Annotated in this window: 15 protein-coding genes; 3 read left to right on the top strand and 12 right to left on the bottom strand. The window is 65.7% G+C overall.

The window, feature by feature from the left end:
• Positions 1 to 23: 23 nt before the first annotated feature.
• The 4 genes from N2604_RS22490 to N2604_RS22475 are packed head-to-tail and all read right to left on the bottom strand — an operon-like array spanning position 24 to position 9,179.
• Complete coding sequence (locus N2604_RS22490; protein WP_260370399.1) at positions 24 to 3,128, bottom strand: efflux RND transporter permease subunit; 3,105 nt, start codon at positions 3,126 to 3,128, stop codon at positions 24 to 26.
• Positions 3,128 to 6,277 (bottom strand): efflux RND transporter permease subunit, encoded by a 3,150-nt coding sequence (locus tag N2604_RS22485; protein WP_260370398.1) that lies wholly within the window; start codon positions 6,275 to 6,277, stop codon positions 3,128 to 3,130. Before N2604_RS22485 ends, N2604_RS22490 begins: the two co-directional genes overlap by 1 nt.
• Before the next feature lie 36 nt (positions 6,278 to 6,313).
• Positions 6,314 to 7,705, bottom strand: a complete 1,392-nt coding sequence (locus N2604_RS22480) for an efflux RND transporter periplasmic adaptor subunit (RefSeq protein ID WP_260370397.1) — start codon at positions 7,703 to 7,705, stop codon at positions 6,314 to 6,316.
• Positions 7,695 to 9,179 (bottom strand): efflux transporter outer membrane subunit, encoded by a 1,485-nt coding sequence (locus N2604_RS22475; RefSeq protein WP_260370396.1) that lies wholly within the window; start codon positions 9,177 to 9,179, stop codon positions 7,695 to 7,697. Before N2604_RS22475 ends, N2604_RS22480 begins: the two co-directional genes overlap by 11 nt.
• A 711-nt stretch (positions 9,180 to 9,890) precedes the next feature.
• Here N2604_RS22475 and N2604_RS22470 point away from each other — a divergent pair.
• A complete protein-coding gene (locus N2604_RS22470; RefSeq protein WP_260370395.1) occupies positions 9,891 to 10,925 on the top strand; it encodes a cysteine synthase A in 1,035 nt (344 codons plus the stop codon).
• A 184-nt stretch (positions 10,926 to 11,109) separates the two neighbouring features.
• On the opposite strand, the gene N2604_RS22465 is transcribed toward N2604_RS22470, so the two are convergent.
• Genes N2604_RS22465 through N2604_RS22450 form a run of 4 tightly spaced genes read right to left on the bottom strand, consistent with a single transcriptional unit; the run spans position 11,110 to position 15,623 of the window.
• Entirely contained in the window at positions 11,110 to 11,847 is a 738-nt protein-coding gene (locus N2604_RS22465; protein ID WP_260370394.1) for an amino acid ABC transporter ATP-binding protein, read from the bottom strand.
• 11 nt (positions 11,848 to 11,858) lie between these two features.
• The gene (locus N2604_RS22460; protein WP_260370393.1) at positions 11,859 to 13,379 is read right to left on the bottom strand and encodes an amino acid ABC transporter permease; all 1,521 of its coding nucleotides are present in this window, start codon (positions 13,377 to 13,379) and stop codon (positions 11,859 to 11,861) included.
• Complete coding sequence (locus N2604_RS22455) at positions 13,376 to 14,581, bottom strand: amino acid ABC transporter permease (protein ID WP_260370392.1); 1,206 nt, start codon at positions 14,579 to 14,581, stop codon at positions 13,376 to 13,378. Before N2604_RS22455 ends, N2604_RS22460 begins: the two co-directional genes overlap by 4 nt.
• Before the next feature lie 25 nt (positions 14,582 to 14,606).
• A complete protein-coding gene (locus N2604_RS22450) occupies positions 14,607 to 15,623 on the bottom strand; it encodes an amino acid ABC transporter substrate-binding protein (RefSeq protein ID WP_260370391.1) in 1,017 nt (338 codons plus the stop codon).
• Positions 15,624 to 16,027: 404 nt separating this feature from the next.
• On the opposite strand from N2604_RS22450, the gene metC reads away from it, so the two are divergent.
• Both metC and N2604_RS22440 read left to right on the top strand, forming a co-directional pair.
• Positions 16,028 to 17,212, top strand: coding sequence for a cystathionine beta-lyase (metC, locus tag N2604_RS22445; RefSeq protein WP_260370390.1), 1,185 nt, complete (start codon positions 16,028 to 16,030; stop codon positions 17,210 to 17,212).
• 155 nt (positions 17,213 to 17,367) lie between these two features.
• On the top strand, positions 17,368 to 19,059 hold the full coding sequence (locus N2604_RS22440) for a Na/Pi cotransporter family protein (RefSeq protein ID WP_260370389.1): 1,692 nt from the start codon (positions 17,368 to 17,370) through the stop codon (positions 19,057 to 19,059).
• Between the two features lie 9 nt (positions 19,060 to 19,068).
• On the opposite strand, the gene N2604_RS22435 is transcribed toward N2604_RS22440, so the two are convergent.
• The 4 genes from N2604_RS22435 to N2604_RS22420 all read right to left on the bottom strand — a co-directional run bounded on the left by N2604_RS22435 (position 19,069) and on the right by N2604_RS22420 (position 22,794).
• Positions 19,069 to 19,407 (bottom strand): lipid-A-disaccharide synthase N-terminal domain-containing protein, encoded by a 339-nt coding sequence (locus tag N2604_RS22435; RefSeq protein ID WP_260370388.1) that lies wholly within the window; start codon positions 19,405 to 19,407, stop codon positions 19,069 to 19,071.
• Positions 19,404 to 20,141 carry a glycosyltransferase family 2 protein gene (locus N2604_RS22430; protein WP_260370387.1) on the bottom strand — a complete coding sequence of 246 codons (738 nt, stop codon included), beginning with the start codon at positions 20,139 to 20,141 and terminating at the stop codon, positions 19,404 to 19,406. Before N2604_RS22430 ends, N2604_RS22435 begins: the two co-directional genes overlap by 4 nt.
• Positions 20,142 to 20,204: 63 nt before the next feature.
• Positions 20,205 to 21,050, bottom strand: a complete 846-nt coding sequence (locus N2604_RS22425; RefSeq protein WP_260370386.1) for a phosphatase PAP2 family protein — start codon at positions 21,048 to 21,050, stop codon at positions 20,205 to 20,207.
• 1 nt (position 21,051) lies between these two features.
• On the bottom strand, positions 21,052 to 22,794 hold the full coding sequence (locus N2604_RS22420; protein ID WP_260370385.1) for a glycosyltransferase family 39 protein: 1,743 nt from the start codon (positions 22,792 to 22,794) through the stop codon (positions 21,052 to 21,054).
• Between the last annotated feature and the right edge of the window lie 23 nt (positions 22,795 to 22,817).

Genomic DNA, 22,817 nt, shown 5'->3' with positions numbered 1-22,817 from the left:
GCTTGAAGCGGCGCGTCAACAACCTATTCCGCCGGTGCCGCCAGCGGATGCGGATCGGAGCGGCGCCGCATGCGGTCGATCAGCAGGTAGATCACGGGCGTCGTGTACAGCGTCAGGATCTGCGAGACGAACAGGCCGCCGATGATGGTGATGCCGAGCGGACGGCGCAACTCCGTGCCGGGGCCGGTCGCGATCACCAGCGGAATGCCGGCAAACAGCGCCGCCATGGTCGTCATCAGGATCGGGCGGAAGCGCGCCTGGCAGGCCTCGAAGATCGCTTCGGCCGAGGACAGGCCGCGCTGGCGCTCGGCGTCGAGCGCGAAGTCGACCATCATGATGCCGTTCTTCTTGACGATGCCGATCAAGAGGATGATGCCGACGAAGGCGATCACCGTCAGCGGGGTGTCGGTGAGCTGCAAGGCCAGCAGCGCACCTAAGCCGGCCGAGGGCAGCGTCGAGATGATCGTGAGCGGATGGGCGAGGCTCTCGTAGAGCACCCCGAGCACGATATACATCGCGACCAACGCGCCGAGGATCAGGAGCGGCTGGCGGCCGCTGGTCCTGGCGAAGTCGCCGGCATTGCCGTCGAAGCTGCCGCGAATGCCTTCCGGCATGTGCAACTCATCGACCGCGCGCTGGATGTTCTGAGTCGCCGCCTGAAGCGGCACGTCCGGCATCAGGTTGAAGGACACCGTGGTCGATGGGAACGACTGCGAATGATAGACGGCGAGCGCAGCGAGCCCGCGGCTCGCGCGCACCACGGCCGACAGCGGCACCTGCGCATCTGCCGCTCCGGCGACGTAGATGCGATCGAGATTGGAGGGGTCGACCTGGAACTTCGGGTCGATCTCCAGCACGGTCATGTACTGGTTGCGCTGGGTATAGATGATGGAGATCTGCCGCTGTGCGAAAGCGTTGTTCAGCGCGTTGTCGATGTCTTGAACCCGGACGCCGAGCGCGGACGCCTTCTGGCGGTCGATGGAGAGCGTCAGCTGCAGTCCGCCGGGGTCGCGATCGCTCGAGATGTCGGTGATGCCCTCCACGCTCTCCATGCGCTTGGCCACGATCGGCGCCCATGTCTGCAACAGGCCGAGATCGGTGCTTGTGAGCGTATATTGGTAGTCGGAATCGCTCTGCCGCCCGCCGGCGCGCACGTCCTGGGCGGCGAACATGAAGAGGCGGATGCCGGGCACGGGATACAACGCGCGCCTGAGCCGGTCGATCACGACCTGCGTCGACACGTGCGCGCGCTCCTCCGGCGGTTTCAGGCTGATGAACATGGTGCCGCGGTTCGAGGTCGCCGGCCCCGGGCCCCCGCCGCTGCCGACGGTCGAGCCGATGCCGGCCACGGCCGGATCCTGCATCACGATCTCGGCGAGCCGCTGCTGCAGGCCGAGCATCGACTGGAACGAGATGTCGGCCGAGGCGCGCGTCGCGCCGATGATGAAGCCGGAATCGTCGGTCGGGAAGTAGCCTTTGGGGACCTTGATGTAGAGCGTCACCGTGAGCGCGATGGTGGCGAAGAACACCAGCAGCGTCAGCAGCGGGAATTCCAGCACGGTGCGCAGGCTGCGGGCGTAGAACACGATGGTGCGCGACAGCGCGCCTTCGATGATGCGGTCGAACAGCGTTGCCGTGCCGGAGGTGGTCTGCCGGATGTAATGGGCGCAGATCATCGGCGTGACCGTCAGCGACACCAGCGTCGAGACCAGGATGGCGAAGGTCAGCGTCAGCGAGAATTCGCGCAGGAGCCGGCCGACGACACCGTCCATGAAGATCAGCGGCGTGAAGGCCGCGATCAGCGACAGGCTGATCGAGACCACGGTGAAGCCGATCTGCTTGGCGCCCTCCTGCGCCGCCCGGAACGGGGGCATGCCGTGCTCGAGATTGCGGAACATGTTCTCGATCATGACGATGGCATCGTCGACGACGAAGCCGACGGAGATGGCGAGCGCCATCAGCGACAGATTGTCGATGGAGAAGCCCGCGACCCACATGCCGGCGCAAGTCCCGGCGAGTGCCAGCGGCACCGAGATGCCGGCCGCGATGGTCGGCGTCAGCCGGCGCAGGAACACGAACACGACGACCATCACCAGGACGGCCGTCGCCAGCAGCGTCCATTGCATATCCAGCACGCTGGCGCGGATCGTGCCGGTCCGATCGACCAGGGTGGAGATCTCCACACCGGCGGGGATCCACTGCTTCAGCTCGGGGATCAGCGCCTTGACCCGATCAACGGTGTCGATGACGTTGGCATCGCCCTGCTTGGTGATCTGGATCAGAACCGCCGGTTGCTTGTTGAACCAGGCGATCGAGCGGACGTTGCGGACGGAATCCTCGATATCGGCGACATCGGACAGCCGCACGAAATTGCCGCCCGAGCTCTTGATGACGATGTCGCGGAACTCCTTCGCCGTGCGCATCTGCTTGTTCAGCGACAGCGTCTCGCTCTGGCGCTCGCCTTCGAAGATGCCGACGGGGCCGAGCGCGTTGGCGCCGATGATCGCGGTGCGCACGTCGTCGGTCGCGATTCCAGCATTGGACAGCGCGACCGGGTTGAGCTGCACGCGCACGGCAGGCTGGTCGGCGCCGGAGATCGACACGTTGCCGACGCCCGGCACCTGCGAAATGCGTTGCGCCAAAACGCTATCGGCGACGTCGTAGATCGCCGACGGAGAGATCGTCTTGGAGGTCAACGCCAGCACGAAGATGGGTGCGCCGGCCGTGTTCGCCTTGCGGAAACGCGGCAGCGTCGGCAAATCGCTCGGCAGGTCGACCATCGCGGCGTTGATGGCCGCCTGCACGTCGCGCGCGGCCTTGTCGATGTTGCGGCCGATGTCGAACTGGAGCTGGATGCTGGTCGTGCCGAGGCTCGAGGTCGAGGTGATTTGATTGATTCCGGCGATCTCCCCCAGTCGCCGCTCCAAGGGTGAAGCCACCGTCGCCGCCATCACGGACGGATCGGCGCCGGGCCGGCTGGCGGAGACGAAGATGGAGGGGAAGTCGACGTTCGGGACCGAGGCGACGGGCAGGAACTCGTAGGCGACGACACCCAGCAGGAACAGCCCGATCGACAGCAGCGTGGTCGCGACCGGACGGCGGATGAAGGGCTCCGAGATCGACGCCATCACTGCATCCCCTCGGTCGCGCCGGCGACCGGCGGGCCGCCGGGTTCGGCCGGCGGCAGCGCCCGCTCGAGACGGCGGTTGATGCGGTCGAGCGCGAGATAGATCACGGGCGTCGTGTAAAGTGTCAGTAGCTGGCTGAGCAGCAGGCCGCCGATGATGGAGATACCGAGCGGGAAGCGCAGCTCGGCGCCGGTGCCGCTCTCGATCGCCAGCGGCAGCGCCCCGAACAGCGCCGCCAGCGTCGTCATCATGATCGGGCGGAAGCGCAAGAGACACGCCTGCACGATCGCTTCATTGGGCGACATGCCCTGCCCGCGCTCGGCCTCGAGCGCAAAGTCGATCATCATGATCGCGTTCTTCTTGACGATACCCATCAAGAGGATGATGCCGATCAGGCCGATCACCGAGAGGTCCTGTCCGCACAACATCAGCGCCAGGATGGCGCCGACGCCGGCCGAGGGCAGCGTCGACAGGATCGTGATCGGGTGGATGTAGCTCTCATAGAGCACCCCTAACACGATGTAGATCGTGATCACGGCGGCGAGCAGCAGCCAAGGCTGGCCGGCCAGCGCCTTGGCGAACTCGGCGGCATCGCCGGCATAGATACCGACGATGCTGCCCGGCATTTCGATGCGGGTCTCGATCACCTTCACGGCTTCGACGGCATCGCCGAGGGCCGCGCCCGGCGCGAGGTTGAAGCTGAGCGACACCGACGGGAATTGCGCCTGGTGCGAGATCGCCAGCGGCGCCGTGGTCCGCTTCAGCGTCGCCACGGCCGACAGTGGCACCTGGGCATTGGGCGTCCCGGCGGTGGCGCTCGCGGCGCCCGGCAGATAGAGCTTCGACAGGATCGAGGGATCGCGCTGGTACATCGGCAGCGCCTCCAGCACCACGCGGTACTGGTTGGCCTGACCGTAGATGGTTGAGATCTGCCGCTGGGCGAAGGCATCGTTCAGCGTGTCGGTGATTCCTTGCAGGCTCACGCCGAGCTGGCCGGCCCGCGTACGGTCGACGTCGAGCTGCGCCCGCAGGCCGCCCTCCTGTGCCTCAGAGGAGACGTCGCGGAACAGCGGATCGCGCCGCATCTCCGCGACCAGCTTGCGCGCCCATTCGGAGACCAGCGTCGCATCGGTGCCGGTCAGCGTGTACTGGTATTGCGAGCGACTCGACTGGGTCGATATCTGCACGTCCTGCACCGGCTGGAAATAGACGGTCATGCCGGGGATGCCGGAGACCCTCTGCTTCAGCCGGGTCACGACCATGCCGACATCGTCGCGGCGCTCGCCGCGCGGCCGCAAGCTCATGACGAGCCGGCCGACATTGGTGGTCGGGTTGACGGAGCCCGCACCGATCACCGAGACCACGCCAACCACATCAGGGTCGGCCCTGATGGCGTCGGCCGCCTCGGCCTGCCGCTTCTTCATCTCCGCAAACGACACATCGGGCCCCGCCTCCGTCACCGCCGTGATCGAGGCCGTGTCCTGCAGCGGCAGGAAGCCCTTGGGCGCGACGACATAGAGCACCAGGGTCGCGATCAGCGTGGCGAAGGTCACGACCAGCGTGGCGCGCTGGCGCTCCAGGACCCACAATAGCGATCTGTGATAGGCATGGACCGTACGGTCGATGAAGCGGCTGATCGCGGCCAATCCCGGCACGGCCAGCTCCTCGTGCGCGTGCTTGAGCAGCCGCGAGCACATCATCGGCGTCAGGGTCAGCGAGACCACCGCCGAGGTCACGACCGCGATGGTCAGGGTCAGCGCGAACTCGCGGAACATACGCCCGACCAGGCCCGACATGAACAGGAGCGGGATGAACACCGCGATCAGCGAGACCGTCAGCGAGATCACGGTGAAGCCGATCTCGCTGGCGCCCTTGAGCGAGGCTTCCATCGCGCCGTCGCCATTCTCCATGTGGCGCACGATGTTCTCGATCATGACGATGGCGTCGTCGACGACGAATCCGGTGCCGATCGTCAGCGCCATCAGCGACAGATTGTCGAGGCTGAACTCGGCGAAATACATGATGCCGAAGCTCGTGATCAGCGACAGCGGCAGTGCCACGCCCGCGATCACGGTCGCGCGCAACGAACGCAGGAACAACAGCACCACCAGGGTCACCAGCACGACGGCGAGGACCAGCGTGAACTGCACGTCGCGCACCGAGGCGCGGATGGTGACGGTGCGGTCGGACACGATGGTGAGGTTCACGCCAGCCGGGATCGCGCGCTGCACCTTGGGAATTTCGGCGCGAATCTGGCTGACGACGTCGATGACGTTGGCGCCGGGCTGGCGCTGGATGTCGATGATGACGGCCGGCGTGCCCTGGTACCAGCCGCCGGTGCGGTCGTTCTCGAGGCCATCGACGATCTGGGCGACGTCGGCAATGGTCACCGGCGAGCCGTTGCGGTAGGCGATGATGACGGGCTTGTAGGCCTCGGCGACGGCGATCTGGTCGTTGGCGGCGATGATGTAGGATTGCTGCGCGCCGTCGAGCGAGCCCTTCGGCCCCGAGACGTTGGCATTGGCGATCGCGGTGCGGAGATCTTCCATCGCGATGCCGTAGGCGGCAAGGCGCGCGAGATCGGCCTGGATGCGCACGGCCGGCTTCAGCCCGCCCAGCACGGAAACGCGCCCGACGCCGGAGACCTGGCTCAAACGTTGCGCCAAAATGGTGTCGGCGATGTCGCTCATTGCCCGCAGCGAGATCGTGTCCGAGCGCAGCGCCAGCGTCATCACCGGCGCATCCGCCGGATTCACCTTGGCGTAGGTCGGCGGGTAAGGCAGCGTCTTCGGCAACACGCCGGCCGCGGCATTGATCGCGGCCTGCACGTCCTGCGTCGCCCCGTCAATGTCGCGGTTGAGGTCGAACTGCAGCGAGATCTGGCTGACGCCGAACGAGCTCGTCGAGTTCATCGCCGACAGCGAGGGGATCTGGCCGAGCTGCCGCTCCAGCGGCGCGGTGATCAGCGAGGCGATCACGTCCGGACTCGCGCCCGGCAGCTGCGTCGTCACCTGCACGGTCGGGAAATCGACCTGCGGCAGCGCCGAGACCGGCAGCGCGAAATAGCCCAGCAGGCCGCCGATCAGAAGCGCAACGCCGAGCAGCGAGGTCGCGATCGGCCGGCGGATGAAGGGTTCAGAGACACCCATGGATTATGCCTGCCGCTCCAAGCGGCCGTTGTCGGATCATGGCTGCTTGGCTCCACTTTCCGCTGCCGCCGGCCCCGGTGCCGGCCCTGTCTGCCCCTTCTGGTCGCCTTCGCTGCTCTTGCGCTTGGCGCGCAACTCGCCGTCCTTGCCCTGCCCGTCCTTCTGGCCTTCCTTGGCGCCGTCCTTCCTCTGAGCGTCCGGTGCGCGCGAGCGTTTGCGCGGGGCGAGATCGGCCGACGGGGTTTGATCATCGCGGCCGACGATCACCTTGGAGCCGTCGGACAGATTGGCAAAGCCCGTGGTGACGACCCTGTCGCTCGCCGACAGGCCGCTGGCGATCACGGCATCATGCTCGTTCTGCTGGGTCACCGTCACGGGCTTGGCCGAGACGATGTTGTCCTCGCCGATGACGTAGCTGAAAGTGCCGATCGGGCCGCGCTGCACCGCAGAGGTCGGCACCACCAGCGCCCGCGTCAAGGTCTCGACCTTGAGGCGGACATTGACGAACTGGCCGGGCCAGAGCTGGTAATTGGCATTGGGGAATTCGGCCTTGAGCCTGAGCGTACCGGTGGTCTGGTCGACCTGGTTGTCGATGCCGGCGAGCCTGCCGGTATCGATCACGGTGATGCCGTCATTGCCGAACACGTCGACCGCGAGCGGACCCTTCGCCGCGGCCGCATTGACCCGCATGATCTGTTGCTGCGGCAGGCTGAACCACACCGCGATCGGCTGTAATTGCGTGATCACCACGAGACCGGTGGTGTCGGAGGCGTGAATGATGTTGCCCTGGTCGACCTGGCGCAGGCCGGCGCGGCCCGAGATCGGCGCCACGATCTTGGTGTAGCTCAGCGTCGCCGCAGCGTTGTCGATCGCGGCCTGATCGGCCTTGACCAGCGCCTCGGTCTGCGCGACGAGCGCGCGCTGGGTGTCGGCCTGCTGCTTGGAGCCGGCATTGGAGGCAGCGAGCTGCTCGTAGCGTGTCAGGTCGATGCGCTGGTTGGCGAGCTGGGCCTGATCCTGCGCCTTCTTGGCGACCGCCTGATCGTACTGCGCCTGATAGATCGCCGGATCGATCTCGCCGAGCACGTCGCCCTTCTTGACGTCCTGGCCTTCCGTGAAGTTGACCGCGATCAGCTTGCCGTCGACCTGCGAGCGCACGGTCACAGTGTTGAGCGCGCGGATCGCGCCGACGCCGTCGAGATAGACCGGCACGTCCTGGATGCGCGGGCTCGCTGCCAACACCGGCACCGGCAGATCGGGGCGCTGATTGCGGTTGTTCGTCGGCTGCTGGTGCATGGCGATCCAGCCGACATAGCCGAGGCCGCCGAGGATCGCGAGCGTGATCAGGGTCATGACGAAGCCGCGGCCGCGCGATCTCTTCGCCGTCCCCTCTCCCGCGCCCTGCTTGGTGTCCGGCTTAAAGAGCATTGACCGGTTTCTCCATTCGCGGCTCCCAGCCGCCGCCGAGCGCCTGGTACAGGCTGACGATGGCCAGAAGCCGCGCGAGTTGGGCCTGCGACAGCGCGTCTTCCGCCTGGAACAGGGTCAGTTGGGTGTTGAGCACGGTGACGATGTCGGCGGTGCCGGCGCGCAATTGCTGCTCGGAGAGATCGAAGGCACGGCGCGAGGCGGCGACGACGTCGCGCTGCAATTGCAGCTTGATCGTGGTCTGCTTGATCGAGAACAGCGCGTTGTCGACGTCGGCAAAGGCCTGGACGATGGTCTTGCGATAGGTCTGCAGCAGCTCGTCCTGCCGCGCCTTGGCATATTCGAAATTGCCGAGGATCTTGCCGCCGTCGAAGATCGGCTGCGTCGCGCTGCCGACGAGCTGGAAGAAGGCGGCATGCGGCTGGAACAGCGAGACCAGCGCCGCGCTCTGGTAGCCGCCATTGCCGGTGAGCTGGATGGTGGGAAAGAACTGCGCGCGGGCATTGCCGATGTTGGCGGTGGCCGAGGCGAGCTGCGCCTCCTGGCGGCGGATGTCCGGCCGCTGCGTCAGCAGCTCCGACGGCAGGCCGGGCGTCACGCGCGGGATCGCGATCCGGTCCAGGGAGCCGCCGAGCACGCGCACGCTCTCCGGCGGGCGCGAGACCAGCACGGCGAGCGCGTTGAGGTTCTGGTCGAGCGTCTGGCGCAGCGGCGGCACCAGGGCCTTCTGGTTCGCCAGCACGCTCTCCTGCTGGGCGACGTCGAGATCGGTGCCGGTGCCGGCCTTGCGGCGCTCCCTGACCGCATCGAGGATGCGCTGCGCGCTCGCGATGTTGCGCTGAGAGGTCCTGATGCGATCCTGCGAGGCCAGCACCTGGAAATAGGCGTTGGCGACGGCGGCGAGCGTGGTCAGTGCGACCGTGTCGCGATCGAAACGGTTGGCGTTCGCCGTCTCCTCCGCCGATTGCAGCGCATCGCGGTTCTGGCCCCAGAAATCGAGCTGATAGCTCGCGCTCAGCGAGGCCGAATAATTGACGACCTCGCGCCCGCCATTGGTAAGGCCGGACGACGAGGAGCCCGAGGTGCGCGAATAGGTTTCCGATCCGCCTCCCGACAGGCTCGGCAGCAGCGCCGCGCCGGCCTGCCGCGCCTGGGCGTCGGCCTGGACGATGCGCGCCACGGCTGCCGCGATGTCGAGGTTGACGGTCTGCGCCTCCTCCATCAGCTGCGTCAGCTCCGCAGAGCGGAAACCACGCCACCAATCCAGCGACGGCGGCGCGTCGCCCTTGCCGGCGTATTTGTAATGCGTGGGAACGTCGAGCGCGGGATCGGGAAGATCCTGGGTCAGCACGCAAGCCCCCGAGGCGGCGGCGAGGCACAGCACCGCAATCCATCGCGCCGCGGGCCGCATCCGGAATGCAGAACCGTAGGACCGCCGCGAGGCGATCGCTGGAACTTGCTGTGTCACATCCACCCCCCGCCGGGCAGATCAAACCGCCGCAACGCTGCCGGATTAACCGATTCGCGGCGGGACAGTCGGGAGGCCTTGGACAACGCGTTCACAGCGGTGATGCTTTCTGCGGAACCTGAGATCCATACTAGCCGGGCGCGGAACGGCGCGACAGTGCCGCAGTTGCGAGATGGCCGAGCCAGCAAGCCGGGAGCGAACTGACGAAAACACTAAAAGTGCCTGTCTTGCAGTGACTTCTTTCACTACGAAACATCAGGAAACGTAAGCAAGCTTACCAAGATTTCATGTGATATTGCGGCCACGCCCTTGGCTTCGCTCTTCATTTCGACCGCGCCACGCGCCTTCAGCTCAGTCGCACCCTCTAGGTAGTGCACAACACCGTCAATCTCGCCGGTGCCGATATCTCTTCGGCCTTCCAACCGCAGTCCACGCGCGCTGTGGCGACCCGTCTCGCCCGTGGCAAGAATTGGTCGCAACGACGCTCATCGGGAGCGCAATCGTTTCGTGCACTGGCCGGGGTTTGGCCGTTTCCTCCTACCGATATCCCCGCGCCGCGACCGCCCGCATCATCGCCGGTCTCGCCTCGAGCATATCACTGTTTCCGCGGGCCGTTTCGCTCGGGTTCGCCGCAGCGCAAAAGCCTTCCCCTTTGGCCTGCCAAGCACTAGGTTCGGGCCAAAGCCGATCAACCCCTTGGTAGTGATTTCCCCCGACATGACCATTCGCAACGACGTTGTCGAAGCCATCGGCAACACCCCCCTCATCAAGCTCAAGCGCGCTTCGGAATTGACCGGCTGCACCATCCTCGGCAAGGCCGAGTTCATGAATCCCGGTCAGTCGGTGAAGGACCGCGCCGGGAAATGGATGATTCTGGAGGCCGAGAAGCGCGGCGAGCTGAAGCCCGGCGGACTCGTGGTGGAAGCGACCGCCGGCAATACCGGCATCGGCCTTGCCGTTGTTGCGAGCGCGCGCGGTTACCGCACCCTGATCGTGATCCCGGAAACGCAGAGCCAGGAGAAGAAGGACTTTCTGAAGCTGTGCGGTGCCGAGTTGATCGAGGTGCCGGCCCTTCCCTACGCCAACTCCAACAACTACCAGCATGTCGGCCGGCGGCTCGCCGACGAGCTGCGCAAGACCGAGCCCAATGGCGTGCTGTTCGCCGATCAGTGGAACAACCTCGACAACGCCAAGGCACATTACGAATCCACGGGGCCAGAGATCTGGGAGCAGACCGGCGGCAAGGTCGACGGCTTCGTCTGCTCGGTCGGCAGCGGCGGCACGCTGGCCGGCGTCAGCCGCTATCTGAAGGAGAAGAACAAGAACCTCCGCATCGCCTGCGCCGATCCGCACGGCGCCGGCATGTACGAATATTTCAGGACCGGCGATCCCAAGGCGACGCCCGGCGGCTCGATCACCGAAGGCATCGGCCTCAACCGCGCCACCGCGATCGTCGAGACCGCCAAGGTCGACGATGCCTATCTCATTCCCGACACTGACGCCGTCAGCGCGATCTACGAGCTGCTCCAGCACGAAGGTCTGTGCCTCGGCGGCTCGACGGGCATCAATGTCGTCGGCGCGATGCGGCTTGCGAAGCAGCTCGGGCCCGGCAAGACGATCGTCACCGTGCTGTGCGATTCCGGCAGCCGCTATCTCTCGAAGCTGTTCAACGCGGACTTCATGCGCGCCAAGAACCTGCCGGTGCCGGAATGGCTGGAGAAGCGCAGCAACATCAAGCCGCCGTTCGTCTGATCGTCACGCGCGTCCTCGGGTCGAGGGCGCACGCCACAAGCTCTGCGCAGTTCGGCTATAAGCGACCTCCCCGCTTTCGGAGGCCGAGGCACAATAGTCGCGCCCGAACTTGCGGTAGCCCTCATCGACCTTGCGCGTGTAGGTTTCGACATTGCCCGCGGGGCGAGGCCACCGGCCACGGGGCTCAGCGCAGAATCTGGCTCAGGAACAGCTTCGTGCGGGCGTGCTGCGGGGCGGCGAAGAACTCGTTCGGGGTGTTGGCCTCGATGATCTGCCCGGCGTCCATGAACACGACGCGATTGGCGACCTCGCGGGCAAAGCCCATCTCGTGGGTAACGACCAGCATGGTCATGCCTTCCTCGGCGAGGTCGACCATGGTGTCGAGCACCTCCTTGACCATTTCGGGGTCGAGCGCCGAGGTCGGCTCGTCGAACAGCATCACCTTCGGGTTCATGGTCAGGGCCCGGGCAATCGCGACGCGCTGCTGCTGGCCGCCGGACATCTGGCCCGGAAACTTGTTGGCCTGGTGCGGGATCTTGACCCGCTCCAGGAACTTCATCGCGGTCGCCTCGGCGTCCTTCTTGGGGATGTTGCGGACCCAGATCGGCGCCAACGTGCAATTGTCGAGCACGGTCAGATGCGGGAACAGATTGAAGCTTTGAAACACCATCCCGACTTCACGGCGGACCGCGTCGATGTGCTTGAGGTTCGGCCCGAGCTCGATGCCGTCGACGACGATCTCGCCCTCCTGGAATTCCTCCAGCGCGTTGATGCAGCGGATCAGCGTGGACTTGCCCGAGCCCGAGGGGCCGCAGATCACGATGCGCTCGCCCTTCTGCACCGCAAGGTCGACGTCGCGCAGGACGTGGAATTCGCCGTACCATTTGTTCAGGCCGGAAATCTTGACGATGGGGTCGGACATGGTGGCCTCGATCAGTTGCGGCGGTGGGCATTGAGGCGGCGCTCGACGAACAACGAATAGCGCGACATTCCAAAGCAGAACATGAAATAGATGATCCCGGCGAAGGCGAAGCCGGTAAACGCCGTCGACGGCGTCGACCATTTCGGATCCGCGAACGAGGCGCGCAGCGAGCCGAGCAGATCGAACAGCGCCACGATCGAGACCAGCGAGGTGTCCTTGAACAGCGAGATGAAGCTGTTGACGAGGTTCGGAATGACGTGCCGCAGCGCCTGCGGCAGCACGATCAGCGAGGTCGTCTTCCACCAGGACAGCCCGAGGGCGGCGGCCGCCTCACTCTGCCCACGCGGGATCGCCGCGAGCCCGCCGCGGACGTTCTCGGCCTGATAGGCGCCGGTGAACAGCGCGATGCCGATCAGCGCACGCACCAGGCCATCGACGGTGAAATTGCCGGGCAGGAACAGCGGCAGCATGTAGGTTGCGAAGAACAGCACGGTGATCAGCGGCACGCCGCGCCAGAACTCGATGAAGGCGATCGAGAAGATCCGGATCAAGGGAATCGTCGAGCGGCGGCCGAGCGCGAGCGCGATACCGATCGGCAGCGAGGTGACGATGCCGGTGACGGACACCACCAGTGTCACCAGGAGGCCGCCCCACAGATTCGTCGTCACGACCGGCAATCCGCCGTGGTCGAGATCCATCAGCTTGATGACGATGGCGATGGCAACGAAGGTGACGATGCTCGACGCCAGAGCCCGCCCGCCGGTGCGAACACCGCCGCCGAGAACGAAGGCGATCAGGCAGACGATCGCGGCCGTGACGGCGAAATCCGCCCAGACCGGCTGGCCTGCCCCCTGGATATAATCGCGCAGCCAGGTGAGCGGAAAGATCAGCCAATGGATCACCGTGCCGACCAGGACGATGAGGCTCCCGACCGCCCAGAGCAGCGGGGCGATCGCGGAGGTCTTGCTCGAGGTGAGCAGCGCCTGTCCGGCACCGACAATGCTCTCATCGAACAATTGCAGCAGGCCGGCAGTCCAGCTGAGCCCGAAGCCGTTGATGCCGCCGCCGTGCAGCAGGAAGAAGGCCACCACCGGAAAGGCGACGAAGAACAGGCCGGCATTCAGGCTCTTCGCCGGCAGCCGCGGAATGAGCAACGGCAACAGCAGGACGGCTGCGAGCAACAGCGTCAGGTTCACCCGCCAGCGCTCGGCCTCCGGATAGAAGCCGTAAATCAGTTGCGGGAGCTTCGCCTGGATGTAGGGCCAGCAGGCGCCGACCGCAAAACCGGCGTTCTCGGCGAGGCACGCGGCGCGGTCCTTACCGCTCCAGACCGCGTCGACCATCAGGAACTTGACGGAGGGAACGATGGTGAACCAGAGCAGCAAGGCGCCCAGGATCGTCAGCAGGATGTTGGTCGGCGAGTTGAACAGACGCGTGCGCATCAGGCCGATGAATCCGGTCGTCTTCACCGGCGCCGAACGCTCGGCGAGCAGGTCCTGGCGGACGAAGCTGGATGAGATGACATCGCTCATGCGCCGAGACTCCGGCTGACGCGCCAACCGTAGACGCTCATGATCGCGCTGGTGAGGAGCGAGATAAGGAGATAAACACCCATCGTCATGGCGATGATCTCGATCGCCTGGCCGGTCTGGCTCAGCGATGTGCCGGCAAACACCGACACCAGGTCAGGATAGCCGATCGCGACCGCCAGCGACGAGTTCTTGGTGAGATTGAGGTACTGGTTGGTCAGCGGCGGCACGATGACGCGCATGGCCTGCGGCACGACGATGAGACGGAGCGTGGCGCCGCGGCTGAGGCCGAGCGAGGATCCCGCCTCCATCTGCCCCTTGTGAACGGACAGGATGCCGGCGCGCACGATCTCGGCAATGAAGGCGGCGGTATAGGTCGACAGCGCCACCGTCAGCGCCACGAATTCCGGGATGATGCGTGAGCCGCCGGCGAAGTTGAACCCCCTCAGCTGCGGCAGCTCGAAGGTGAAGGGCAGACCGAATACCAGCATCGTGGCCAGCGGAAGCCCGAACAGCAGGGCCAGCACGTAAGGCCAGATGTGGATCACCTGCCCGCGCTGAAACAGCGCGCGCCTGGCGTAGAAGCGTAGCCCCAGCGAGGCGATGATGCCGAGCGCGAGCACCGCCAGGAATGGCTCGAGACCGCTCTGGCCGATCGGGCTCGGAACGACGAGACCGCGATTGCTGATGAAGGCGATGCCGAGCAGGGAAATGCTCTGCCGCGGATTGGGCAAGGCCGCGAGCACCGCCAGATACCAGAACAGGATCTGGAACAGCAGCGGCAGGTTGCGGATGACCTCGACATAGATCTCGCCGACCCGCGACAGCAGCCAATTGGGCGACAGCCGGCACAGCGCGACGATGAAGCCGATCACCGTGGCGAAGAAGATGCCCACCACGGAGACCACAAGCGTATTCAACAGCCCGACCACGAACACGCGCAGGAACGTGTCCGAGCCGGTATAGGAGATCAGGGTCTGGTTGACGTCGAAGCCGGCATTGTTCCTGAGGAAACCGAAGCCGGCGGCGATGTGCTGGTTCTCGAGATTGGCCCGCGCATTGGAGACGATCTCGTAGCCGATCCAGCCCAGGATCGCCGCGAAGGCAAACTGGACGGCAACGCCGTTCCAGCCTGCCTTGCCGCCCAGAATGCGCCGGATCTTCAGCGCGATCTGGGGCGGCGGTTTTCGAGCCTCGGTGCTCATGCCGCTGCGGGCCGATCAGGGGTGATCAGCGGATCGGCGGCGCGTACTGAAGACCGCCCTTGTTCCAGAGATTGTTGACACCGCGATTGATGCCGAGCGGCGAGCCGGCGCCGACGTTGCGATCGAACACCTCGCCGTAATTGCCGACGGTCTTCACGATCCGCACCACCCAATCCTTGGTCAGGCCGAGCTGTTCGCCGAAATTGCCGTCGCTGCCGAGCACGCGCTTCAGCTCCGGATTTTCCAGCTTCGCCTTCTCGTCGACGTTCTTCGAGGTCACGCCGAGCTCTTCGGCGGTGAGCATCGCATACAGCGTCCATTTCACGATGTCGAACCACTGGTCGTCGCCGTGGCGCACCATCGGGCCGAGCGGCTCCTTCGAGATGATCTCGGGCAGCACCATATGGTCGTTGGGGCTGGCGAGCTTGAGGCGATTGGCGTACAGGCCCGACTGGTCGGTGGTGAAGACGTCGCAGCGGCCGGCTTCATAGGCCTTGACGGTTTCGTCATTGGTGGCGAACGCGATCACCTCGTACTTCATGTTGTTGGCCTTGAAGTAGTCGGCCAGATTCTGCTCGGTGGTGGTGCCGGTCTGCACGCAGACCGATGCGCTGTTGAGCTCGAGCGCCGAATTCACCTTGAGCGACTTCTTCACCATGAAGCCCTGCCCGTCATAATAGGTCACGCCGGTGAAATTGGCGCCGAGCGAGGTGTCGCGCGAGATGGTCCAGGTGGTGTTGCGCGAGAGCACGTCGATCTCGCCGGATTGCAGCGCCGTGAAGCGGTCCTTGGCGGACAGCGGCACGAACTTCACCTTGGTCGGATCGTTGAAGATCGCGCCGGCAATGGCGCGGCAGACGTCGACGTCGATGCCGGTCCAGTTGCCCTTGTCGTCGGGCGAGGAGAAGCCTGGCAGGCCCTGGCTGACGCCGCAGGACAGCATGCCCCGGTCCTTGACGGTCTTGAGCGTTTGCGCATCGGCGGCTTGGGCGGTGAGGCCGGCGGCGAGAGCAAGGGAGAGTGCCAGGGTTACGCGTTTCATGGGCTTTGGGCCTTTCAAGGTCGTCTCAAGGTCAGGAATGTTGTCGTTAGGTTCGTCGCTGCCAGGCCAGGTCTTCTAGGAGTCTGACCTTGCAAGAGTCATGCTGGAAAACCTTGCCGAACACTCGCCGATCTCGGGAGGCCATATACCTTCATCCCCACCGCTGGCGCCCGCCATCTCTTCTTGGCTGTGACGCAAAGTCCGGTCAGGCAATGGATCGAAGGTCGCAGCAGGCCCCTCAACATGCGGCGACTGAATAGCACCTGCGCATCACAGAACGACTGGCGAGCCGGGTCAAGGGGTTGACGGGACTCTTCTGTGTTCTGTTATTAACGATCGCGGCCTTTCGGCCGGCCCAGGGGCGCGACGCGTCCGGTGGAAACGCGGTTTTTGAAAGCAGACGCATGGATTCTTCGCACCCCCAAGAGCAGCACGCCGAGACCCGGCTGGTCACCTCCGGCCGCGACACCAAGGCGCAGAAGGGGTTCGTCAATCCGCCGGTCTTCCACGGCTCGACCGTGCTCTATCCGACCGCCGAGGACCTGCACGCCCATCGCGGCGAGTTCACCTATGGCCGCCACGGTTCCCCGACCACCAAGGCGTTTCAGGAGACGCTGATGGCGCTGGAGGGTCCGCAATGCGCCGGCGTCGGCATCGTGCCGTCGGGGCTGTCGGCGATCTCCACCACCCTGCTCTCGGTGCTGAAGGCCGGCGACCACATCCTGGTGGTCGACAACGTCTATCGGCCCACGCGCAATTTCTGCAACGGCATGCTCACGCGCTACGGCGTCGAGACCACCTATTTCGATCCGCTGATCGGCGCCGGCATCGACAAGCTGTTCAAGCCCAACACCCGGGCCGTTCTGGTGGAGGCGCCGGGCTCGCAGTCGTTCGAGATGCCCGACATCCGCGCCATCGCCGAAGTTGCACATGGGCGCGGCGCGCTCGTCATCGACGACAACACCTGGGCGACGCCGCTCTATCACCGCTCGCTCGAACAGGGCGTCGACATCAGCATGCAGGCCGCCACCAAATATATCGGCGGCCATTCCGACATCATGTTCGGCACCATCTCGGCTAGCGCCAAGGCCTGGCCGATGATCGCCGAAGGCATCCGCCTGCTCGGCGTCTGCGCCGGCCCCGACGACGTCTTCCTGGCGCTGCGTGGCCTCCGCACCCTGTCGGTGCGGCTGGCGCAACATCATCGCTCCGGGCTCGAGATGGCGCGCTGGCTGGCGGCGAGGCCTGAGGTCGCGCGCGTGCTGCATCCCGGGCTCGAAACGGATCCTGGTCATGCGATCTGGAAGCGCGACTTCACCGGCGCCTCGGGCCTGTTCAGCATCGTGCTGAAGCCGGCGCCGCAGAAGGCCGTCGACACCATGCTCAACACGCTCAAGCTGTTCGGCATGGGCTTTTCCTGGGGCGGGTTCGAGAGCCTTGCGATTCCCTTCGATTGCGATGCCTATCGCACCGCGACCAAATGGGCGCCTGGCGGCCCGACGCTGCGTCTCCACATCGGGCTCGAGAGCACCGACGACCTCAAGTCCGATCTCGATCGCGGCTTCGCTGCCCTCAAAGCGGCAATGTGAGCCTGCTCGCAAGGCATCGCGCCTGCGGACGCGCCAATGCGCGCCGCGGGAACGTGCAGCCACGGCAAACGTTGACGCGCGCGCGCCAACAAATGGTTTGATCCTCAAGCATTTGGCGCTAGCCTCACCAATCGACTCCAATCCGGACACGGAGCATGGGAACGTTGGTTCTGCTCGATCTCATGGGCGGCGTTGCGCTGTTGCTGTGGGGCCTGCACATGGTCCACAGCGGGATCTTGCGCGCCTTCGGCCCCGACCTCAGGCGCCTTCTCGGCAAGGCACTGAGCAACCGCGCCAGCGCCTTCGCGGCCGGGCTCTCGCTCACGGCGCTGCTCCAGAGCAGCACGGCGACGGCGCTGATCACCTCTTCGTTCACGGCCGAGGGCCTCGTCAGTCTCGCCGCGGCCCTCGCCATCATGCTGGGAGCCAATGTCGGCACCACGCTGATCGTGCAGGTGCTGTCGTTCAACATCGCAGCCGTCGCGCCGGTGCTGTTCGTGCTCGGCCTCGTCGCCTTCCGCTCGGGACCGCGCTCCCGGATCAAGGACATCGGCCGCGTCTGCATTGGCCTGGGCCTGATGCTGCTGTCGCTGCATATCCTGCTCGACACGATGGCGCCGGCGGAGAACGCACCCGGCATGCGCCTCGTGATGTCGGCCGTCACGGGCGATCCCGTGCTCTGCATCGTCATTGCCGCGCTCGTGACCTGGGCGGTGCATTCGAGCGTCGCCAGCGTGCTTCTGATCATGTCGCTGGCCTATTCCCAGTTCATCACGCCGGAGGCGGCGCTGGCGCTGGTGCTCGGCGCCAATCTCGGCAGCGCCATCAATCCGGTGTTCGAAGGCGCGAGGCGCGACGATCCCGCGAGCTATCGGCTGCCGGTCGGCAATCTCGTCAACCGCATGATCGGGATTGGGCTCGTGCTGCCGTTCCTGAGCGTCATCGCCGGGCACATGCATGCCTGGCAGCCGGATCTCGCGAAGATGACGGCGGCCTTCCACATCGCCTTCAACGTCGGCACGGCCGTCCTCTTCATCGGCCTGCTCGATACCTTGTCGCGACTGCTCACGCGGCTACTGCCGGATCGCGTGCAGGAGGCCGACCCGGCCCGGCCGCGCTATCTCGACGAGACCGCGCTGGAGACGCCCTCACTGGCGCTCGCCGATGCCGCTCGCGAGACCTTGCGCATGGGCGACTTCGTCGAGGTGATGCTGCGCAAGGTGATGGCCGCGATGATGACCGGCGACCGTGCGCTGGTCGACCAGGTCTCCAAGATGGATAATCTCGTCGACGGTCTGGACGAGGCCATCAAGCTCTACGTGACGAAATTGATGCGCGGCAGCCTCGACGAGAGCGAAGGGCGGCGCGCGATGGAGATCATCTCCTTCGCCATCAACCTCGAGCATATCGGCGACATCATCGACAAGAGCCTGAGCGAGCTCGCCACCAAGAAGATCAAGCGCCGTTTCCAGTTCTCGGCCGAGGGGGCCGAGGAGCTCGCCGCCTTCCACAAACGCACGATGGACTCGCTGCGCATCGCCTTCGGCGTCTTCATGTCGGGCGACGCCAACGAGGCGCGCAAGCTGCTGGTGGAAAAGACCATGCTGAAGAACACCGAGCTTGCCGCCGTCGAGCGTCATCTCGACCGCCTGCGCGAGGGCCGCTCCGAGACCATCGAAACGACCTCGCTGCATCTCGACGTGCTGCGCGACCTCAGGCGCATCCATTCGCACATCTGCTCGGTCGCCTATCCTGTGCTGGATGCGGCCGGCGAGCCCTACCGCAAAACCGAGACGGAGGCGGCCGCCCTCCCCGCCTCAGGCGCGGCGTCGGCGCTGCCGCGCTAACACCTTGGATCAGCGGTCCAGCGTCTTCGAGGCGGTCCCGCGGTTCTTCCAGATCAGCATGATGTTGCGAAGATAGATGACCGTCGCCATCGCTTGTCCGAGGATGATGACCGGCTCGCGCTTCACGATGCCGTAGATCAGCGTCATTAGCCCGCCGCCCATCGAGCAGAACCAGAACGCCATCGGCACCACGCTGTTGCCGGCGCGCTCGCTCGCGATCCATTGCACCAGGAACCGCGCGGTGAAGAACAGCTGCGCGACGAGGCCGAATGCCAGCCAGAAGTCGAACTTGGCGACGAAGACGTCGTAGAAATAATTGCTCAGCGCCTGACCGTATTGAATGATCATGCGTTCACCTCGGTCACTTCTGGCGTCGGCTTCTTGCGGCGGATCAGCCACCAGACGCCGGCGAGATCCATGATGCCGATCCACAGCCGGTCGAAGAAGCCATAGTTCGACACGCCGGAATGGCGCGGCCGGTCGATCACGTCGACATAGGCGATGTCGTAGCCTTCGCGGCGGACCAGCGCAGGGAGGAACCGATGCAGCCCGTCGAAATAAGGCAGCATCAAGAAGACGTCGCGGCGGAACGCCTTCAGCCCGCAGCCGGTGTCGCGCGTGCCGTCCTTCAGGATGGCATTGCGAACGCCATTGGCCACGCGCGACTGGAATTTCTTGAAGCCGGTGTCCTTGCGCCCGACGCGCTGGCCGGCAGCGAGCCCGACGCGCCCTGCCCCCTTCTCGACCGCCGCGATCAGGTCGGGCAGGAACGCCGGATTGTTCTGGCCGTCGCCATCGAGCGTCGCCACGATCTCCCCGCGCGCCGCGCGCACGCCGCTGCGCACGGCCGCCGACTGGCCGCCCGATCTTGCATGGCGAAGCTGACGCAGATTGCTCCGCTGTTTCATGATGGCGCCGAGCCGCTCGCCGGTCGCATCGGTCGAGCCGTCGTTGACGTAGATGATCTCATAGGCCCAGCGGCCATCGAGCGCCGCCGTGATCTCCGCGATCAAGGGCGCGATGTTGTCGGCTTCGTTGCGCACGGGAACGACGATGGAAACCGAAGGCTGGAACGTCGACAAATCGAGGCTCGTGGTTGGAATTGACCTGCCCCAGGGAACCGGCGTCCCGGCAGGCAGCCGCTTTTATGGGGCAGATGCCCCGCGGGCAACCCTTTTGAGGCGGTCCGAAACCGTCCCCGAAAGCGGCACGATGGTCCCGTCGGCGCGGATGGCAAAGCCGAGCCTTCGGGCTGCAAACCAGTAACGGACGGCTAGGGCGCCGACAGTTCCGACGAGCGCGCCGGCCACGACGTCGCTCGGGTGATGCGCCAGCAGCACCAGGCGCGTCAGCAGGATCACGATTGCGTAAGTGAACATGAAGACGCGCAGACGCGGCCACAATGCCGACACGGCAAACGCAAGCGCGAACGCTGCCACGGCGTGGCCTGACGGCAGGCTGGCATAAGCCCCCGTCCCGTCGAACGGGACGAAGTTGAACGGGTTGGCCTTGCCGCCGACGAACGGACGTCCGCGGCCGATGAGATATTTCAAGATTTCGGCGACGAACGCCGACACGGCAACCGACAGGAACATGAATTGCAGCCTCGTGCCGAAGCCGAGCAGCAGCGCGCGACGGCTCCCACGCAGCCCGGCCGCTACGAGCGCCAGCACCACCAGCGCAGCCCCCAGCACCGAGAGGATATACTCGTCCTTGCCGAAATCGGTCAGGATCCGGATCGGCCAAAGGCTCGGCGTGCCGCGCGGCGGCATCAGCTGGATCTCGGTCTGATCGAACGCGACCATCAGCACGATCACCAGCGCTGCACCCGCCATGGCAAGCCACAGCGAATGCCGCGCCAGCCTCCGGGCGGCCTCGGCGCGGCGCGAATGCGAGGGCGACCGCACGAGCTGCGCGAGCGCGCCCCAGGACACGGCGAGCAATTGCGTGGGATAGCCGGCATGCGGCGCAATGTCGGTCGGGGCCCGCATCCTATTCGGCACCTTCCGAGCGGAAGATCGAGATCGAGATCGCGCGCCCTTGCGAGAAATTATAGCCGTCGATGCGCGCACCGACCTTGTAGCGCAGCCCGATCGCCTCGGCGCGCTGCACGAAGCTGCGCTCCGAGCGCTGCTCGATCAGCGCGAAGCGGCAGCTACCCTGCCGCAGGAAGTCCGCCGCACCGGAACCGTCGGTGAGCAAGGTCCGGGTGCCCGCCAGGAAGACGAGGCTCGGCTCGTGATAGCCGGCCGCAGCCGCCTTCGGTCCGACGCAGGTGACGTTGCGAAGCGCGCGCGCGATCTCGATGCTGGGAAAGAGCGGCGTCAGCGACGGCAGCACGATGCCGTAAATCGTCACGGCCAGCATCAGGGCTGCGACCAGGGCGTTGAGCAATGAACGCTCGGCGCGGTTGGTATCGAACAGCCACCAGGCGAACAGGCCGAAGATCAGCGCGGCCGCGATGAACGGCCAGGCCACGAAGGCGGGCTGCCGCGTCAGCATCACCGCGCCGACCACCGCAATGATCGAGGCGGCTGCGGGTATCGCAAACCACCAGGCCGAGCCGCGCATCAGCCAGGAGCGCGACAGCACGCGCCGCTCCACCGCGCCGGCGGTGAGGATCGCGATCGCCGGATAGAGCGGCAGCACGTAATGCGGCAGCTTGGTCAGCACGGCCTCGAACACGATCCAGGACGGGATCAGCCACGCCAGCAGGAACTGCGCGCCGGGCTCGCGCCGGGCCCGCCACACCGCGGGTGCCGCCATCGCCGCCAGCGGCGCGCCCGGCCAGAACGTGATCCAGAACAGCGCGAGGTACAGTCCGGGAGGTGCGCCGTGGGATTCCTGGGCCCCGATCTTGCTCAGCATGTCGCCGCCGACGGAATCGGCGAAGAAGGTCTCGCCCGCGCGCCAGAAGATTGCGACGAACCAGGGCAGCACCAGCACCAGCATCCACATCAGGCCCCAGACCGGCCGCAGCTTCCACAGCCAGGAGGCGTCGCGGTCCTGGATCGCGAGCGCGACGATGGTCAGGCCTGCGAACATCAGGATCAGCGGGCCCTTGATCAGGATGCCCACCGCAAGCGCGGTCCAGAAGATCGCGGGCCAGCTCCAGGGCGGATGCGTCTCCTCCTCGGCGCGCTGCCAGGACAAATAGGCCCGCGCCATCGCGCCCATTGCGGCGACGACGCAGAGCAGCAGCATCGCATCGGTCTTCGCCAGCCGCGCTTCGACGCCGAGCAGCACGGACGCGCACATCATCAGCGCCGCCAGCACCGCGGCGCGCCGCGTGACGAAGCCGAGCGCGGCCCAATAGGTCATGAGCACGGCGCCGATCGCGCCCATCAGCGACGGCAGCCGGTAGACCCAGATGCGCAATTCGGCCTTCGGCAGCTTGAGCATCGAAGCGGCTTCGACGGTCGCCGATTGCAACCAGTAGATGCCGACCGGCTTCTTGTAGCGGACGTCCTCCTGAAAGCGGATGTCGACGTAGTCGCCGCTCTCGACCATCTGCTTGGTCGCCTGGGCAAATCGTGCCTCATCGCGATCGATCGGCGGAATGGTGAAGAAGCCCGGCAGGAACAGCAGCAGCGCGCACAGCACCAGGAAGCCGACCGCGCGCGCGTGGCTGGCGGTGACGATGTCGAGCATGCGCACGAGCCCGCTGCCCGGATTTGCGGGCGATTTCGACTCGCGGGGGGCTCCAAAACGGGGGCGTGGGTAGGTCTCGGCCATTGGTTCCGCTTACGCTGAAACCG

It is taken from the genome of Bradyrhizobium sp. CB1015, from assembly GCF_025200925.1.
GTDB lineage: Bacteria > Pseudomonadota > Alphaproteobacteria > Rhizobiales > Xanthobacteraceae > Bradyrhizobium.
This window is presented reverse-complemented; position numbering and strand designations above follow the sequence as displayed.

Excerpts from the sequence above, each read along its gene's own strand:
- N2604_RS22490 (WP_260370399.1), bottom strand. The coding sequence starts at position 3,128 with ATGGCGTCGATCTCGGAGCCCTTCATCCGCCGTCCGGTCGCGACCACG.
- N2604_RS22485 (WP_260370398.1), bottom strand. The coding sequence starts at position 6,277 with ATGGGTGTCTCTGAACCCTTCATCCGCCGGCCGATCGCGACCTCGCTG.
- N2604_RS22480 (WP_260370397.1), bottom strand. The coding sequence starts at position 7,705 with ATGCTCTTTAAGCCGGACACCAAGCAGGGCGCGGGAGAGGGGACGGCG.
- N2604_RS22470 (WP_260370395.1), top strand. The coding sequence starts at position 9,891 with ATGACCATTCGCAACGACGTTGTCGAAGCCATCGGCAACACCCCCCTC.
- N2604_RS22465 (WP_260370394.1), bottom strand. The coding sequence starts at position 11,847 with ATGTCCGACCCCATCGTCAAGATTTCCGGCCTGAACAAATGGTACGGC.
- N2604_RS22460 (WP_260370393.1), bottom strand. The coding sequence starts at position 13,379 with ATGAGCGATGTCATCTCATCCAGCTTCGTCCGCCAGGACCTGCTCGCC.
- N2604_RS22455 (WP_260370392.1), bottom strand. The coding sequence starts at position 14,581 with ATGAGCACCGAGGCTCGAAAACCGCCGCCCCAGATCGCGCTGAAGATC.
- N2604_RS22450 (WP_260370391.1), bottom strand. The coding sequence starts at position 15,623 with ATGAAACGCGTAACCCTGGCACTCTCCCTTGCTCTCGCCGCCGGCCTC.
- metC (WP_260370390.1), top strand. The coding sequence starts at position 16,028 with ATGGATTCTTCGCACCCCCAAGAGCAGCACGCCGAGACCCGGCTGGTC.
- N2604_RS22440 (WP_260370389.1), top strand. The coding sequence starts at position 17,368 with ATGGGAACGTTGGTTCTGCTCGATCTCATGGGCGGCGTTGCGCTGTTG.
- N2604_RS22435 (WP_260370388.1), bottom strand. The coding sequence starts at position 19,407 with ATGATCATTCAATACGGTCAGGCGCTGAGCAATTATTTCTACGACGTC.
- N2604_RS22425 (WP_260370386.1), bottom strand. The coding sequence starts at position 21,050 with ATGCGGGCCCCGACCGACATTGCGCCGCATGCCGGCTATCCCACGCAA.
- N2604_RS22420 (WP_260370385.1), bottom strand. The coding sequence starts at position 22,794 with ATGGCCGAGACCTACCCACGCCCCCGTTTTGGAGCCCCCCGCGAGTCG.